Origin of the sequence: Peribacillus simplex NBRC 15720 = DSM 1321 (genome assembly GCF_002243645.1) — a bacterium.
Lineage (GTDB): Bacteria > Bacillota > Bacilli > Bacillales > DSM-1321 > Peribacillus > Peribacillus simplex.
This window is the reverse complement of the sequence record NZ_CP017704.1, coordinates 3,034,322-3,047,244: the sequence shown is the minus strand read 5'-3', so window position 1 is coordinate 3,047,244 and position 12,923 is coordinate 3,034,322. Positions and strand designations below refer to the sequence as shown.

Here is a 12,923-nt window from a genome sequence, read left to right as displayed (position 1 = left end):
TACTATACACTATACCTGTCAATGAAGCAGTTTACAAATAATAGTGTGTCTTTGATCATAATTTTCAAGAAGTTATTTTGCAAAAGAAAGCCATTCACAAACCGATATCATATCGGCTAGCCTTTATACATATTTTAACGTATAACGAAAACGTGTCTATAGACAGACTTAAGGAAAGGAAGGAAACCTTTTGGAGGATTTCCCTTATTTTTTATATGACCCTATCCTATTTCCGCCTCATGCCGGGGCAATGAATATGTATCGGGAACGGGAAGGAACATTGCGTCCCTACTCGGCAACCAATCCAGATGTGCTAGTTAAATCGGCAAAGACATCACAATCTATATTGCTTGATGTAAAAAAAGTCATGGATACTTTAGCCACATCCAAGCCCTTCTCGAACCGGTTGATGACTGCTGCCCAAGCATCGCAAACGAGTGTCGTGATCGATATGATCCGAAAGATAGGAATTAAGAACGAACCTGATATCACATATAACCCCGATGGGATCCGTTTTGATTTCTATCCTAAAGCAGAGGAAGAAAATTGTCATATCATCGTCAGCTTGAAATGGAGGGATGTATAACGTCCAACACCTTTTTGGTAAAAAAACCGAAGCCTTTTTTCGGCTTCGGATATTTGGGTTCATCTCGTTTTCGATTCAAAGGTTTCAACCAATAGTGCAAGCGTTCGTGCCATGACACCGGTAGCCCCCGCCGTGCACAATTCGGAGCTGCTCGAGGTTGTGGATGTTCCGGCAATATCCAGATGGACCCACGGAGTATCTTCGGCAAATTCGCCGATGAAGGCCCCGCCCATGATCGCATGTCCTGCCCCTCCAGGTGAATTATTCAAATCTGCTATTTTACTATTGCGTACTCGCTCTTTATCCTTTTCTGTAATCGGCAATCTCCAAATGGGCTCCCCGGCCTCCTCTGAGGCTTTGACCACTTGTTCATAGAATTCCGTGTCATTTGTCATTGCACCCGTCATATCCATGCCTAGCGCCGTTATGACACCACCCGTTAAAGTAGCAACGTCAATAAGATAATCAGCACCATGATGTTTAGCGTAAGTCATGGCATCCGCCAAAACTAGCCTGCCTTCCGCATCCGTATTCAATACCTCTATCGTCTTGCCGCTCATGGCAGTGATCACATCATCCGGTTTGAATGCTTCACCGCTGATCATGTTATCAGTGGAAGGAATGACAGCAACGACATTTTTATCCGGTCCTAATTCGCCGATAATTTCCATTGCACCTAAAACAGCTGCCGCACCGCCCATATCCGTCTTCATTCCAACGATTCCGGCCTTCGTTTTCAAAGAATATCCACCCGTATCGAATGTGATGCCTTTACCGACCAACCCGATAACATCCTTCCATTCATCCTTACCTTGATACTTCAGGACTATCATTTTCGGAGGCTCGACCGAACCTTTATTGACAGCAAGGAGTGCACCCATTCCCAACTTGAGCATATCTTCCTTCTCAAGGATCTCCACTTCAAAACCATAACGTTCGCCCAAGGCAGATGAATAATCCGCCAAATCCGTGGAAGTCAACAAATTGCCTGGTGTGTTGACCAATGTTCTGGCGGAGTTCGTCGCCCTTCCGAAGACTCTCCCTACATGAAGCGCGGCACCGACCTCTTCTTGATCGTATTCACTGTATACCGTAATCGATTCAAGGCTTTTTTCGACCTGGTTCGATTTTTGCTTGTATCCGTCAAATTTATAGGAAGCAAGTTCGAAAGCCTCGGAACAAGCGTGCGCTGCGTCCAATGCATCCAGATTTTCAGTCGTGAATGTATCCAAAGCGATCGAAAGTGTCGTAATCTTGGATTCTTTAACCGTCTTACGCGCTTTTCCCAACGCTTCGCGGAGCGTTTCAAAGGATAGCTCCTTTTCCTTGCCCAACCCTACAAAAATCAATCTCTTTACGCTTAATTTACCTAATGTATGTATTTTGACCACTGATTTTTTCTTGGAAGAGATTTCTCCCGCTTTCACTAACTCTGTTAGCTGGCCGTCCAATCGTTCGTCCGCTTGTTTCCCTATGCCTGTGAATTTTACGGGTCTGTCAAATACGCCTAGAATCAGGCATTCGTCAATCAAATCTATATTCAAGGAATCTTTTACTGTAAACATTCTGCTACCTCCTCCATTCGATTACATTCATTATAACGAAATCTTCAAAAATTTTCGAATAAGGCCCGCAAAAATATTAATAACAAGGGATATTGTTTAGAATGAGTGACTTTAGAGTAATAGTATAAGAAAGATCATATTTATACTTATACCAGCAGGTAATAGACAGGACTGAATGGAACTAATAATAAGTGCCTTATTCCGAGCAGGATGTATTTACCCATATAAGGATTTCATCTTTACTTATAACTAGAAAGAAGGCTGATACTCTTGGAATTATTACTCAACTTCCCTTTAATCGCAGCATTGATTGCCATTTTCTTTGCTCAATTCATTAAAGTGCCTATCCACTTCATAGCATTTCGTAAAGTGAACTGGTCACTTATTAACTCCACAGGCGGTATGCCAAGCTCCCACTCTGCGGCCGTGTCAGCCCTAACCGTGGCGGTAGGGATCGAAAACGGGATGGATTCCCCTGTATTTGCCGTTGCCACCATCTTTGCAGTCATCACGATGTTCGATGCAACAGGAGTGAGACGGCAGGCAGGAGAACAGGCAGCCGTCTTGAACCAGCTCGTTACCGACTTCAATACATTTGTCGAGCAAGCAAAGAACTGGCAGAAAAAAGCAGATAAACAGAAACAGCAACAATTAAAGGAACTGTTGGGCCATAAGCCAATCGAGGTATTTTTCGGAGCCTTGACCGGAGTATTCATTGCGCTGGCACTTCACTTTTTCATCTTTCAAGGGTAGGTGTTCAATTTGAAAATAATCTCTCTTTGCCCCAGCAATACGGAACTTTGCACATATCTAGGGATTGAAGATCAGCTGATCGCCATCGATGACTACTCTGATTGGCCTGAAACCATACAGCACCTTCCTAAGGTGGGGCCCGACTTATCGATTGATATCGATCATGTACAATCACTAAAACCCGATTTGGTGCTGGCTTCACTGAGTGTACCGGGCATGGAAAAAAATATTGAGGGGCTAAAAGAACGGAACATCCCTCATATCATCTTCAACCCGCAATCACTTGAAGATATCGCAAATGATTTACTGACCTTAGGCGAGGCCATGGATCTTAAGGAAAAAGCAGAGGAACAGGCTGCCCAATTCCGTGATGCCATCCTTCAATATAAACACGTCGCCGACAAAATCGAAACAAAGCCGTCCCTGTATTGGGAATGGTGGCCTAATCCCTTATTCAGCCCAGGGGGAGTTAATTGGTTATCCGAGATCAGCACGCTTGCGGGAGGATATAACCTTTTCGAAGATGTCGACATGGCAAGCATTCAAGTCACTACCGAAGAGGTCCAAAAAAAGGATCCCGACCATATTTGCTTAGCTTGGGTCGGTGTCCCTTTACGAAAAGTAAACCCAGAACTGGTCAAGAAACGGAAAGGATGGACCGATATGAAGGCAATCCGGAATAACAATATTCACATCATGGAAGAACCTTTATTCTGCCGGCCTTCCCCGCGGTTACTGGATGGGCTTTCCAAATTGGCAAAGACTCTGCATCCTGAAGCATACAAAAGCATGGCCCAAGGGCGTCCCAAATGAAACAGACAATCAAAAAGGCTGCCTCAATTGAGGCAGCCTTTCACTTTCCTTTTTGCTCATCATTAAAAAGCAAAGGAAGCTACATTCCCGTTCAATGTTTTCTCAGCGATTTTCGGCTTGAATACCTGCCTGATCTTGGTTTCATTCAACTTGCTTAAATGTTCTTCAGATAACTCGCCGCTTCCTTTTTGCACAACATATACTTCAAGGGTTTTCTTTCCCCAGTTCTCGTATACATCTTGTACCGTTTCGTAGTATAGGTCCAGGTGGTTTCCTTTGATCGCACCACCCTTGTCCGCTACAACCCCATATCCATAGCCCGGAATCCAAAGGATGGTTCCGAGAGGGAATACGGCAAGATCGGCGGCAATGGTGGAAAACAGATCCCGTTTCACCTTCACCCCTGAATAAGTGATTCCATAGGATGGGCTTTCCGGGTACTTTCCGGTTGATTCATAACCTGCTGTATATCCTGTAGCCAAAACTTCATGCTTCGGGTATTTCGATAGCTCGATTGCCTCAGCTATCGTCGTGGGACCATTGCTCGCAGATGCCGATGCCATTATCGTTGCCACTTGACCTCCACTATGGATGGCTTTATATTCGAGACCAAGCATTCGATGTTGTCTCATTGCCTCTTCAAAAGGATGATCTTCAGGCACAGCCCCAAAAACATGATTTAAGGTTGAGTCGATGGCCAAGATAAATAATATGATAATAGCAACCCTCAAAAATAATGCCTTTACAATCTTCATATGTATTAGTTCCACTCCTCTCACAAGGATATTTGTTCCCTTTCCAGAGAGAAAGTATTCATAAAGCATGAAAAGATCCAATTTTTCTTACAAAAAAAGGACCGTCCATAAATGACGGCCCTTCCCATTTTCAAAACATTTGATATCCTTTATTCCTTAGAATCCTGATGACCACACCAGCTAAAACCGCGCCAAGCAGCCCGCTTGATAAAATAATGATGTCTGCAGTATGTAAGGATGTAAGGTTCGTTCCAAGATTAGAAAAAGAGATTCCCGGATTTCTAAAATATTCTATTAGCTTTGTTTCATTGACAATGATGATGAAGACGATTGGAAATAAGATGACCATGATCCACGAAGAACGAAAGAGCATATTCAGCAAAAAGCCAATTCCGAAAAACAATATGAAAAATAAGAGTATTGAGATAATTAAAACAGGCAATGGCATGTTATTCTTGACCCTCCTTAAAAGCGACACCTTTAGTTTACTGAAAAAATAATTGCTGCGTCAACGACTTATTCCAAATAATACCGAAGAAAAGATAATTACCCAAATCACATGAATAATTTATATGATGTATATCCAAATTGATCTCCCGGGTTCAACCCGTCAAGCATCGTCTGCATTCTTTCCTTTTTAAAAGCTAAAAGCTGTTCCAATAGTAATGATTGCTTCCCCTCCTGCATGAGTAAATCAGGGTCATAAAATTTAGCTTCATATAATTCATCCAATTGAGCGGTTATTTCAAAACTGATCGGTTTAAGTAAAAATATCAACATATTATCACTTATATCCCCTTTGATGACTCCGCTTCTCACTCCTACAATGCCTTCGATTTCTGTATGAATACCGGTCTCCTCCAACACTTCCCTTACGACAGCTTCATCGACGGTTTCATCATTTTTGACAAAACCTGCCGGAAGCGACCATTGTCCTTTCAATCCGCCATACCTTTTGTTCACGACCAGCCACTCACCTTTATCAGATATCACAAGGCCGGACACTGCCAGCCAAACATTTTTGCATCGTTCCATAAAACCCACTTCCCCACATTCATTATAATTAGTGTAAACTCCAACCAGCAGAAAAACATAAGATGATGCCAAAGGTAACTTTCTTGATTAAACCTCATCATCCCCATTATATTCCACATAATAACAGTGCATACTACACTATGACACACTCATCGATAGATGAGATGCCATTGAAAAAGCCATTCAGGGACAATCCCCAAATGGCTATTATTGATCTATCGAAAAATTATAGGACGTTGAATTTACCTTTTTTAGCAACCAGGGAAGCTCCGCCAATCATTAACAATGCTCTGTTATCAACCATTTTCTTCATGAATGATGCAGTCTTACCTGTAACTTTCTTGCCGAATACAACACCAATCGCGTTATCTTCACCAAGCGAACATACCGTTCCTTTGTTTTCGAAAGTGAACGTTTCAAGGTCGCTTTCGTTACGAACCAATTTAGTCAGGTTCTTCGCAATGACCTCTCCTTGCTGCATCGCGATTTGTGCAGTAGGTGGATATGGACGATTAATTTCCTCGTTGATGATTAAAGCGCAATCCCCTACGATGAAAATATTGTCATGACCCGGTGCCCGCATGTCTAGGTTCACTTTTATACGTCCGCGCATAGCTTCAAAACCGGAAGCCTCTATCACGGAGTTACCACGTACGCCAGCTGCCCATACAACGGTGCCCGCTTTGATTTCTTCCACTTCATCTTCGCCTTTTGCCACGATGATGCCTTCAGGAGTCGCCCCCTTGATCGGTGTACCGATTTTGAATTCCACACCTTTTTTCTCAAGGTAAGATACTGCATAATCCACTAATTCCGGATCGAAGCCAGGGAGGACGGCTGGTGCTGCCTCCACACAGTACATACGAACCTTTTGGAAATCGATGTCGTATTCTTTACAAAGTTCAGGGACACGGTTAGCCAATTCGCCAAGGAATTCGATACCCGTAAACCCTGCTCCTCCAACAACGATTGTCAAGCGGTCTTCATTCTTCTCGACCTCAGTACTGTACGTAGCGAATTGCAATTGGATATGGTCACGGATTTTACGTGCAGTGTTCACGTTAGAGATAGAGAAAGCATATTCTTTCAGCCCTTGGATTCCGAATGTTTCCGATTCAGGTCCAAGTCCAATCACTAAGTAATCATAAGAAATTTCGCCGTTTTCAAGGATGACTTTTTTGTTCTCTGTTTTCACTTCCAAAACAGAAGCCTGGATGAATTTAACTTTGCTGTTAATGACACTTTTGATTGGATAACGCACACGATCATGATGAAGCGTTCCAGCGGATGCTTCATGCAGCCATGTTGTTTCATAGTGGTAATCATTTTTGTTAACTAATACGATTTCTGCTTCATTTTGACCTAATGCCTTCTGTAAGCGAGTAACAGTCATCAATCCACCATAACCTGCTCCTAAAACAACGATTGTTGGCTTTTTCAAAAGTATTCGTCCACCTTTACGATATTTTCTTGTGATGCTTTCCATAACTAAAATATATTGTCTATCTTATTAATTTCCATTATAAAAAGCACTCTTATACATTTGTGACGTTTTTCACGTAACACTTCGTAATTGTCATATAAAATTCATAAAAATTTTACCAAATGATGTCTAAGTAAATATTAGTCTTTTTCCATACCTTTTTCAAGTAACAAACCGAACTTTTTCGGGTTAAAACAAAGCTGAAAAACGTTACTTTTCACCCAGTTTCGAACCATATTTATACGATATGATTAACATTGGTAAAGAGTAATTTTACCCAATTATGAAAGAGGATAAAGAACATTCATCATGGAACCGCCTATATATAGTCAAAACTTTCTCACTTTTCTAACTTTATCCGTTTTTTAAAAGATCATCTATGTTAAAATAAGAGAATAAATTTCAGCAAACCTATATCGGAGGGATAACGTTGGAAGTTAATGAAAAAGTTTATGATATTACCATCATTGGCGGAGGCCCAGTTGGATTATTCACTGCATTTTATGGGGGAATGAGACAGGCATCCGTAAAAATCATCGAGAGCCTACCACAATTAGGCGGACAATTGTCGGCCCTTTATCCTGAGAAATATATCTATGATATTGCTGGTTTCCCCAAAGTGCGCGCTCAGGAGCTAGTGAATAATTTGAAAGAACAAATGGCAAAGTTCGAACAGGATGTTGTCCTGGAGCAAGCCGTTCAAGAGGTGGAAAAGCAAGCCGATGGAGTTTTCAAGTTAACGACTGATAAAGAAATCCATTACTCCAAAACGATTATCATCACAGCTGGAAATGGGGCTTTCCAACCCCGCCGCATCGAAATTGAAGATGCAAAAAAATATGAAAGCGGCAACCTTCACTATTTCATCGACGACCTCAATCATTTTGCAGGCAAAAAAGTGGTGGTCTTCGGAGGTGGGGATTCAGCAGTGGACTGGGCCCTAATGCTAGAGCCGATCGCCGAGAAAGTAAGCATCATTCATAGAAGAGATAAATTCCGTGCCCACGAACATAGTGTAGAAACACTTAAAAATTCAAAAGTTGAAATAAAGACTCCTTACATACCTTCAGAGTTGATTGGTACAGACGGACGGATCCATACAATTGTCATCAAGGATACAAATGGTGAAGATACAGAGACGATGGAGGTAGATGCAGTCATCGTCAATTACGGCTTCGTTTCTTCTCTTGGTCCCATTAAGGAATGGGGACTTGATATCCAGAAGAACAGTATTTTGGTGAATTCCAGAATGGAAACGAATATCCCAGGAATTTATGCAGCAGGTGATATTGCAACATATGATGGCAAAGTAAAATTAATTGCAAGTGGTTTTGGTGAGGCACCCACTGCCGTCAATCACGCCAAACAATATATTGACCCAAAAGCAAAAGTTCAGCCGATGCACAGTTCTTCCATGTTTTAAAATGACGCAAAAAACCGGCTTTCATAGCCGGTTTTTTTGTTGTCCCCAATTCAATGTTGTGGATAACTTTTTTCACATAAGTTATCCACAGTGCTTACCCCTGCCATTCTAAGGGTAAAGAGTAGGAGAAGCCATGAAAGGGGAATGCACCTATATGAATATTTTAATTGCAGGAGCCAATGGAACGACCGGAAAGCAGATCATTGGGGAATTATCAAAAAATCCGCAAATGAATGTATACGGAATGATCAGGAAAGAGGAACAGGCTCAAACGATAAAAGAACTCGGCGGGCATCCAATTCTTGCGGATTTAGAGGGAAATGTGGATAAAGCAGTGGATAACATGGAAGCCATCATTTTTGCCGCCGGATCTGGGCCAAAAACAGGGCCGGATAAAACAACAGCTGTGGATAAGAATGGAGCCATTAAGCTGATTGATGCCGCCAAGAAGAAGGGGATCGAACGTTTTGTCATGTTAAGCTCTGTCGGTACTGATAATTCGGAACAAGCCCAAGCAGGAATGCGCCATTATCTCGAAGCAAAGCATGATGCCGATGAACATTTAAAAGCAAGCGGGCTGACATACACGATTGTCCGGCCGGTTGCTTTGACAAATGAACAAGCCATCGGAAAAATCTTTGCGGATGAGAAAGTGGATCATACTAACAAGTCCATTCCAAGAGCAGATGTCGCCGCCGTTCTTGCCCAATCAGTCACAGAGGATATAACATTCAATAAAACATTCGAGATTTTCAGCGGCAACCTCCCAATCAAGGAGGCCCTGAACAATATTTAAGGCAGCACATAAGCATGAAAAAGGGGGGCACTTGTTAAAGTGAGCCCCCCTTTTCTAAAGTATTAGAGTTTCTTAGCAGTTCTCCGGTGTACCGGCGTTTTTTGCCGTTTTGAAGGAAGACCCGCAACCGCATGAAGCGATAGCATTTGGGTTTTCGATCGTAAAGCCTCCACCCATCATCGTTTGTTTATAATCAATTACCGTTCCATTCAATATATCCGCATCCTCGCCATCAACAAGGATCTTAATTTCAAACTGTTCCAGCTGGCTATCTTTTTCTCCGGGTTCTTGTTCAAAACCCATTCCGTAGGATAATCCACTGCAGCCTCCGCCTTTAACGGCCACTCTTAAAAAGGAACCCTCTTCACCATTTTGTTTCATCATTTCTTTTATCTGAAAAGCGGCAGCTTCCGTTATTTGAACAACATCACTCACAATAAATCCCTCCCTCTTCTGATATGTGAGATAGAACTATTTCTCTTTATAGTATATACCAAAGAAAATCCCGCGCTCAATTTTCCAGCTTGAAAAAATTCATATTCCCGTACCTATTTTACCAAAAAAAATTAGTTTATAATTGTTTGCCCTCACTGCGGCTTTTCTTATTCCGGGGATTCCTCCCGGTACTTCCCCCCTACTACGATGGAAATCATTATGGAAAAAGTCAGCTCCCAGTCGATTCCCCATCATTTTAGCAAGGAGAGATCCATTAAAGACGCAATCAATACATACATGCTGGCGAGTTATTGCGGAGCTTAAAAAAGGAAAAACATATTATCCTTGCTGGAATCTGTTTACGGATAGCCTGGTTATATAGGATCAACCAAACCAAGGAACAAGAAGAAAGATTTTTGAAGTTCGCCCTAAAGGAATATGAAGCATCCTATTCAACAGGGGAATTCAGCGGAACCCAGGTATCCGAAACCAAAATCCTTTATCTCGCTGGCGACATCTCAAGAAGGATAGGAAATGAAAAGGCAGCCATCAAGTATTTTTCATTAGTGTTCGAAAAACAAAAAAATGCCCGGGAAGCCTCAATCATCCAGATGGCCAGGGACCGCTTTCAGGAACTCAAGCAGAAACATGAAACATCCCACCCAATGTTGCTGCACTGATAATAAAAAAGGCTGTTCCTTTCAGGAACAGCCTTTTTATTCCCCGTTGATGATTAAAACATTTCAAATTCATCAATGTACTTATATATTTTATCTACCAATTCATCCGTAGTGTCACCGAAAACCACTTCACCATTCACAAGCGCATATAAGTTACTGGAGCATCTACCGCAATATCCCAGACAACCATATTCTATGATATCTAAATTCGGATCCCGCTCCAATCTTTCCAGAGCCTCCTGAGCGCCGCTGGCCAGATTGCTTACACAAAATTCAATAATCGGGTACATCGTTTCACCTCACAGTTACTAACAAACCATCTTATTACTTTTCCCATTTGCAGTCAATATTTACGCATAAAAAATCAGCCGATTTCAAGATATCGGTTGTGATTTCCTTTTATATTCGTTATACTTTTGTCGGGGTACGTAAAAGAAAGAAAATGATCTAATTTTTTATTCTTACTACTAATTGGGGTATATATATTTAATTAAACTTTAAAGGGGACCATTTGGGGGAATCCTATAGTTAAATGCTAGTCAAATTTTTTCAAGAGATCAAATAAAGGGGAAAAATCATATGAAGAATCTAGTCATACTTGGTGGCGGGTATGGTGGTATGCGCATGTTGCAAAGATTGCTGCCTAATCAGCTTCCTGAAAATGTGAGCATCACGCTTATCGACCGTAATCCTTATCACTGCTTAAAAACGGAATATTATGCTTTAGCAGCAGGTACCATTCCAGATCAGCACATCCGTGTTGCATTTCCTGAACACCCTCGCTTGAAGAACGTATACGGAGAAGTACTTTCCATCGATATGGAAAATAAACAAGTCATTATAGAAAATCAAGATCCTGTCGTTTATGATGATTTAGTCATTGGCCTTGGCTGCGAAGATAAATACCACGATATTCCTGGTGCAGACACACACACTTACAGTATTCAAACTATCGATAAATCACGCCGGACATATTCAGCTTTGAATAATTTAGGTGCCGGTGCAACCGTTTCTATCGTTGGTGGCGGACTGAGTGGTGTTGAGCTTGCAAGTGAATTGATTGAAAGCCGTTCAGATTTAAACGTTAAGCTATTCGACCGTGGCCCGCATATTCTATCTGCTTTCCCAGAAAGATTAAGTACCTTTGTTGAATCATGGTTCGATAAACATACAATCGAAATCGTCCATCATTCAAATATAACGAAAGTTGAACCAAACCTTCTTTATAATGGCGACGAAGCCGTTCAAAGCGACGTCATCGTTTGGACAGCTGGAATTCAGCCAAGTAAGATCATCCGCGATATGAATATTGAAAAAGACCGTCAAGGAAGAGCTGTTCTGACTCCTCAGCATTTCCTTCCTAATGATGACAGCATCTTTGTGGTCGGCGACTGTGCGAGCCTGCCTCATGCACCTAGTGCTCAATTAGCGGAGTCCCAAGCTGAGCAAATCGTCCAAGTTCTTGTGAAGAAATGGGCAAATGAACCACTTCCGGAAAGCTTCCCTACAATGAAATTAAAAGGAACATTAGGTTCTCTTGGGAAAAAACAAGGTTTTGGTCTTGTTGCAAATCGCCCAATCACCGGTAGAGTGGCACGCCTGATGAAATCAGGCATTCTCTGGATGTATAAATACCATAACGGTTGATTCTCATCCATGCTACATTTCATAAACTGGCCCAATGAGCTGCATGCAGCTCATTCATGGGTCAGTTTTTCTTATTTCTTCTATTATATATCACACTCGCATCGTATATCCGTATTTTTCCATCGTTTCCACCACTTTTTTGAGACGCACATTTCCTTCTGCAATGATTTCACCTTCGATGAGGACCAGTGGATAAAATAAATCTTCTTCGATCATCTTCGCAGCAAAGTTCTTTTGCTTCAGCGTTTCTGGGGGATTATACATATCTATGTACGATATTTTGAATTTCTGCTCAGGAAACTTTCTCGTTAAAGCGGCTTCAAGCCACTCACAGGTATCTTTCGAAGAGGGGAGATTCACACAACTCGCGCAAATTTGCTCCGCTCCATACACTTCTATCTCAATTTCTTTCATTACCATACTCTTCCTCCTTCATTTTAGTATATTTGCTTCATTTTGAATAATGTTTAAAAAACTTCACCTGTTTCCATCATACCAGAATAATATAGATTATATTTCCGCAAAGTTACAGTTGGATTTTTTACTACCTTCGCTTTATAATATGATTAGGAAAGGAGTCGATTGCAATGTCTGAACAAACAATGGAAGTTCAAGTTCAAGAAGTCCTAGATAAGCTTCGTCCGTTTCTTCTTCGCGATGGCGGTGACTGTGAACTAGTTGACGTAGAAGATGGAATTGTAAAATTACGATTACTAGGAGCCTGCGGAAGCTGTCCTAGTTCGACCATTACGTTAAAAGCTGGGATTGAGCGTGCCCTTCTTGAAGAAGTTCCTGGTGTAGTGGAAGTGGAACAAGTCTTCTAATAGCCCTTTAAATAACATGCAGCGTATGGATGAAGGATCACTTCATCTATACACGTTCAACTTTTTTCATACAGTCCGGAACTTTTCCTGGTCTGTAATAAAAATAAAGCTGACTCGGCTTTTGCCCT

Annotated in this window: 17 protein-coding genes; 9 read left to right on the top strand and 8 right to left on the bottom strand. The window is 41.7% G+C overall.

The window, feature by feature from the left end:
• Positions 1 to 190 precede the first annotated feature (190 nt).
• Complete coding sequence (locus BS1321_RS14570; RefSeq protein WP_063234057.1) at positions 191 to 586, top strand: YuzC family spore coat inner layer protein; 396 nt, start codon at positions 191 to 193, stop codon at positions 584 to 586.
• A 59-nt stretch (positions 587 to 645) separates the two neighbouring features.
• Here the strand turns inward: BS1321_RS14570 and BS1321_RS14565 are convergent, their stop codons facing one another.
• Complete coding sequence (locus BS1321_RS14565; protein WP_063234056.1) at positions 646 to 2,151, bottom strand: leucyl aminopeptidase; 1,506 nt, start codon at positions 2,149 to 2,151, stop codon at positions 646 to 648.
• Positions 2,152 to 2,421: 270 nt separating this feature from the next.
• Between BS1321_RS14565 and BS1321_RS14560 the strand changes: the two genes are divergently transcribed.
• Both BS1321_RS14560 and BS1321_RS14555 read left to right on the top strand, forming a co-directional pair.
• On the top strand, positions 2,422 to 2,904 hold the full coding sequence (locus tag BS1321_RS14560) for a divergent PAP2 family protein (RefSeq protein WP_063234055.1): 483 nt from the start codon (positions 2,422 to 2,424) through the stop codon (positions 2,902 to 2,904).
• 9 nt (positions 2,905 to 2,913) lie between these two features.
• Positions 2,914 to 3,717, top strand: coding sequence for a cobalamin-binding protein (locus BS1321_RS14555; RefSeq protein ID WP_063234054.1), 804 nt, complete (start codon positions 2,914 to 2,916; stop codon positions 3,715 to 3,717).
• A 62-nt stretch (positions 3,718 to 3,779) separates the two neighbouring features.
• Here the strand turns inward: BS1321_RS14555 and BS1321_RS14550 are convergent, their stop codons facing one another.
• The 4 genes from BS1321_RS14550 to BS1321_RS14535 all read right to left on the bottom strand — a co-directional run bounded on the left by BS1321_RS14550 (position 3,780) and on the right by BS1321_RS14535 (position 6,948).
• A complete protein-coding gene (locus tag BS1321_RS14550; protein WP_063234053.1) occupies positions 3,780 to 4,472 on the bottom strand; it encodes a 3D domain-containing protein in 693 nt (230 codons plus the stop codon).
• Between the two features lie 130 nt (positions 4,473 to 4,602).
• Positions 4,603 to 4,920, bottom strand: coding sequence for a YuiB family protein (locus BS1321_RS14545; protein WP_063234052.1), 318 nt, complete (start codon positions 4,918 to 4,920; stop codon positions 4,603 to 4,605).
• A 107-nt stretch (positions 4,921 to 5,027) separates the two neighbouring features.
• Complete coding sequence (locus tag BS1321_RS14540; RefSeq protein ID WP_063234051.1) at positions 5,028 to 5,507, bottom strand: NUDIX domain-containing protein; 480 nt, start codon at positions 5,505 to 5,507, stop codon at positions 5,028 to 5,030.
• Positions 5,508 to 5,733: 226 nt separating this feature from the next.
• Entirely contained in the window at positions 5,734 to 6,948 is a 1,215-nt protein-coding gene (locus BS1321_RS14535) for an NAD(P)/FAD-dependent oxidoreductase (protein WP_063234050.1), read from the bottom strand.
• 472 nt (positions 6,949 to 7,420) lie between these two features.
• Between BS1321_RS14535 and BS1321_RS14530 the strand changes: the two genes are divergently transcribed.
• Positions 7,421 to 8,413, top strand: a complete 993-nt coding sequence (locus BS1321_RS14530; RefSeq protein ID WP_063234049.1) for an NAD(P)/FAD-dependent oxidoreductase — start codon at positions 7,421 to 7,423, stop codon at positions 8,411 to 8,413.
• Positions 8,414 to 8,567: 154 nt separating this feature from the next.
• The gene (locus BS1321_RS14525) at positions 8,568 to 9,209 is read left to right on the top strand and encodes an SDR family oxidoreductase (protein WP_063234145.1); all 642 of its coding nucleotides are present in this window, start codon (positions 8,568 to 8,570) and stop codon (positions 9,207 to 9,209) included.
• Positions 9,210 to 9,281: 72 nt separating this feature from the next.
• Here BS1321_RS14525 and BS1321_RS14520 read toward each other — a convergent pair whose 3' ends face one another.
• Entirely contained in the window at positions 9,282 to 9,644 is a 363-nt protein-coding gene (locus tag BS1321_RS14520) for a HesB/IscA family protein (RefSeq protein ID WP_063234048.1), read from the bottom strand.
• A 138-nt stretch (positions 9,645 to 9,782) separates the two neighbouring features.
• Here BS1321_RS14520 and BS1321_RS28760 point away from each other — a divergent pair, with 138 nt between their 5' ends.
• A complete protein-coding gene (locus BS1321_RS28760; RefSeq protein WP_081112963.1) occupies positions 9,783 to 9,968 on the top strand; it encodes a DUF2225 domain-containing protein in 186 nt (61 codons plus the stop codon).
• Positions 9,956 to 10,324, top strand: a complete 369-nt coding sequence (locus BS1321_RS14510; RefSeq protein ID WP_063234047.1) for a DUF2225 domain-containing protein — start codon at positions 9,956 to 9,958, stop codon at positions 10,322 to 10,324. Before BS1321_RS28760 ends, BS1321_RS14510 begins: the two co-directional genes overlap by 13 nt.
• Positions 10,325 to 10,377: 53 nt before the next feature.
• Here BS1321_RS14510 and BS1321_RS14505 read toward each other — a convergent pair whose 3' ends face one another.
• On the bottom strand, positions 10,378 to 10,614 hold the full coding sequence (locus BS1321_RS14505) for a YuzB family protein (RefSeq protein ID WP_063234046.1): 237 nt from the start codon (positions 10,612 to 10,614) through the stop codon (positions 10,378 to 10,380).
• 289 nt (positions 10,615 to 10,903) lie between these two features.
• Between BS1321_RS14505 and BS1321_RS14500 the strand changes: the two genes are divergently transcribed.
• Positions 10,904 to 11,971 (top strand): NAD(P)/FAD-dependent oxidoreductase, encoded by a 1,068-nt coding sequence (locus tag BS1321_RS14500; RefSeq protein ID WP_063234045.1) that lies wholly within the window; start codon positions 10,904 to 10,906, stop codon positions 11,969 to 11,971.
• Between the two features lie 90 nt (positions 11,972 to 12,061).
• Here the strand turns inward: BS1321_RS14500 and BS1321_RS14495 are convergent, their stop codons facing one another.
• Positions 12,062 to 12,391, bottom strand: a complete 330-nt coding sequence (locus BS1321_RS14495; RefSeq protein ID WP_063234044.1) for a YuzD family protein — start codon at positions 12,389 to 12,391, stop codon at positions 12,062 to 12,064.
• A gap of 167 nt (positions 12,392 to 12,558) precedes the next feature.
• Here BS1321_RS14495 and BS1321_RS14490 point away from each other — a divergent pair, with 167 nt between their 5' ends.
• Entirely contained in the window at positions 12,559 to 12,795 is a 237-nt protein-coding gene (locus BS1321_RS14490) for a NifU family protein (protein ID WP_034310199.1), read from the top strand.
• The last annotated feature ends 128 nt before the right edge of the window (positions 12,796 to 12,923 follow it).

Bases quoted from the DNA above. Each gene is read 5' to 3' on its own strand.
- BS1321_RS14505 (WP_063234046.1), bottom strand. From the start codon at position 10,614: ATGTACCCGATTATTGAATTTTGTGTAAGCAATCTGGCCAGCGGCGCT.
- BS1321_RS14490 (WP_034310199.1), top strand. From the start codon at position 12,559: ATGTCTGAACAAACAATGGAAGTTCAAGTTCAAGAAGTCCTAGATAAG.
- BS1321_RS14545 (WP_063234052.1), bottom strand. From the start codon at position 4,920: ATGCCATTGCCTGTTTTAATTATCTCAATACTCTTATTTTTCATATTG.
- BS1321_RS14550 (WP_063234053.1), bottom strand. From the start codon at position 4,472: ATGAAGATTGTAAAGGCATTATTTTTGAGGGTTGCTATTATCATATTA.
- BS1321_RS14565 (WP_063234056.1), bottom strand. From the start codon at position 2,151: ATGTTTACAGTAAAAGATTCCTTGAATATAGATTTGATTGACGAATGC.
- BS1321_RS14540 (WP_063234051.1), bottom strand. From the start codon at position 5,507: ATGGAACGATGCAAAAATGTTTGGCTGGCAGTGTCCGGCCTTGTGATA.
- BS1321_RS14500 (WP_063234045.1), top strand. From the start codon at position 10,904: ATGAAGAATCTAGTCATACTTGGTGGCGGGTATGGTGGTATGCGCATG.
- BS1321_RS14525 (WP_063234145.1), top strand. From the start codon at position 8,568: ATGAATATTTTAATTGCAGGAGCCAATGGAACGACCGGAAAGCAGATC.
- BS1321_RS14495 (WP_063234044.1), bottom strand. From the start codon at position 12,391: ATGGTAATGAAAGAAATTGAGATAGAAGTGTATGGAGCGGAGCAAATT.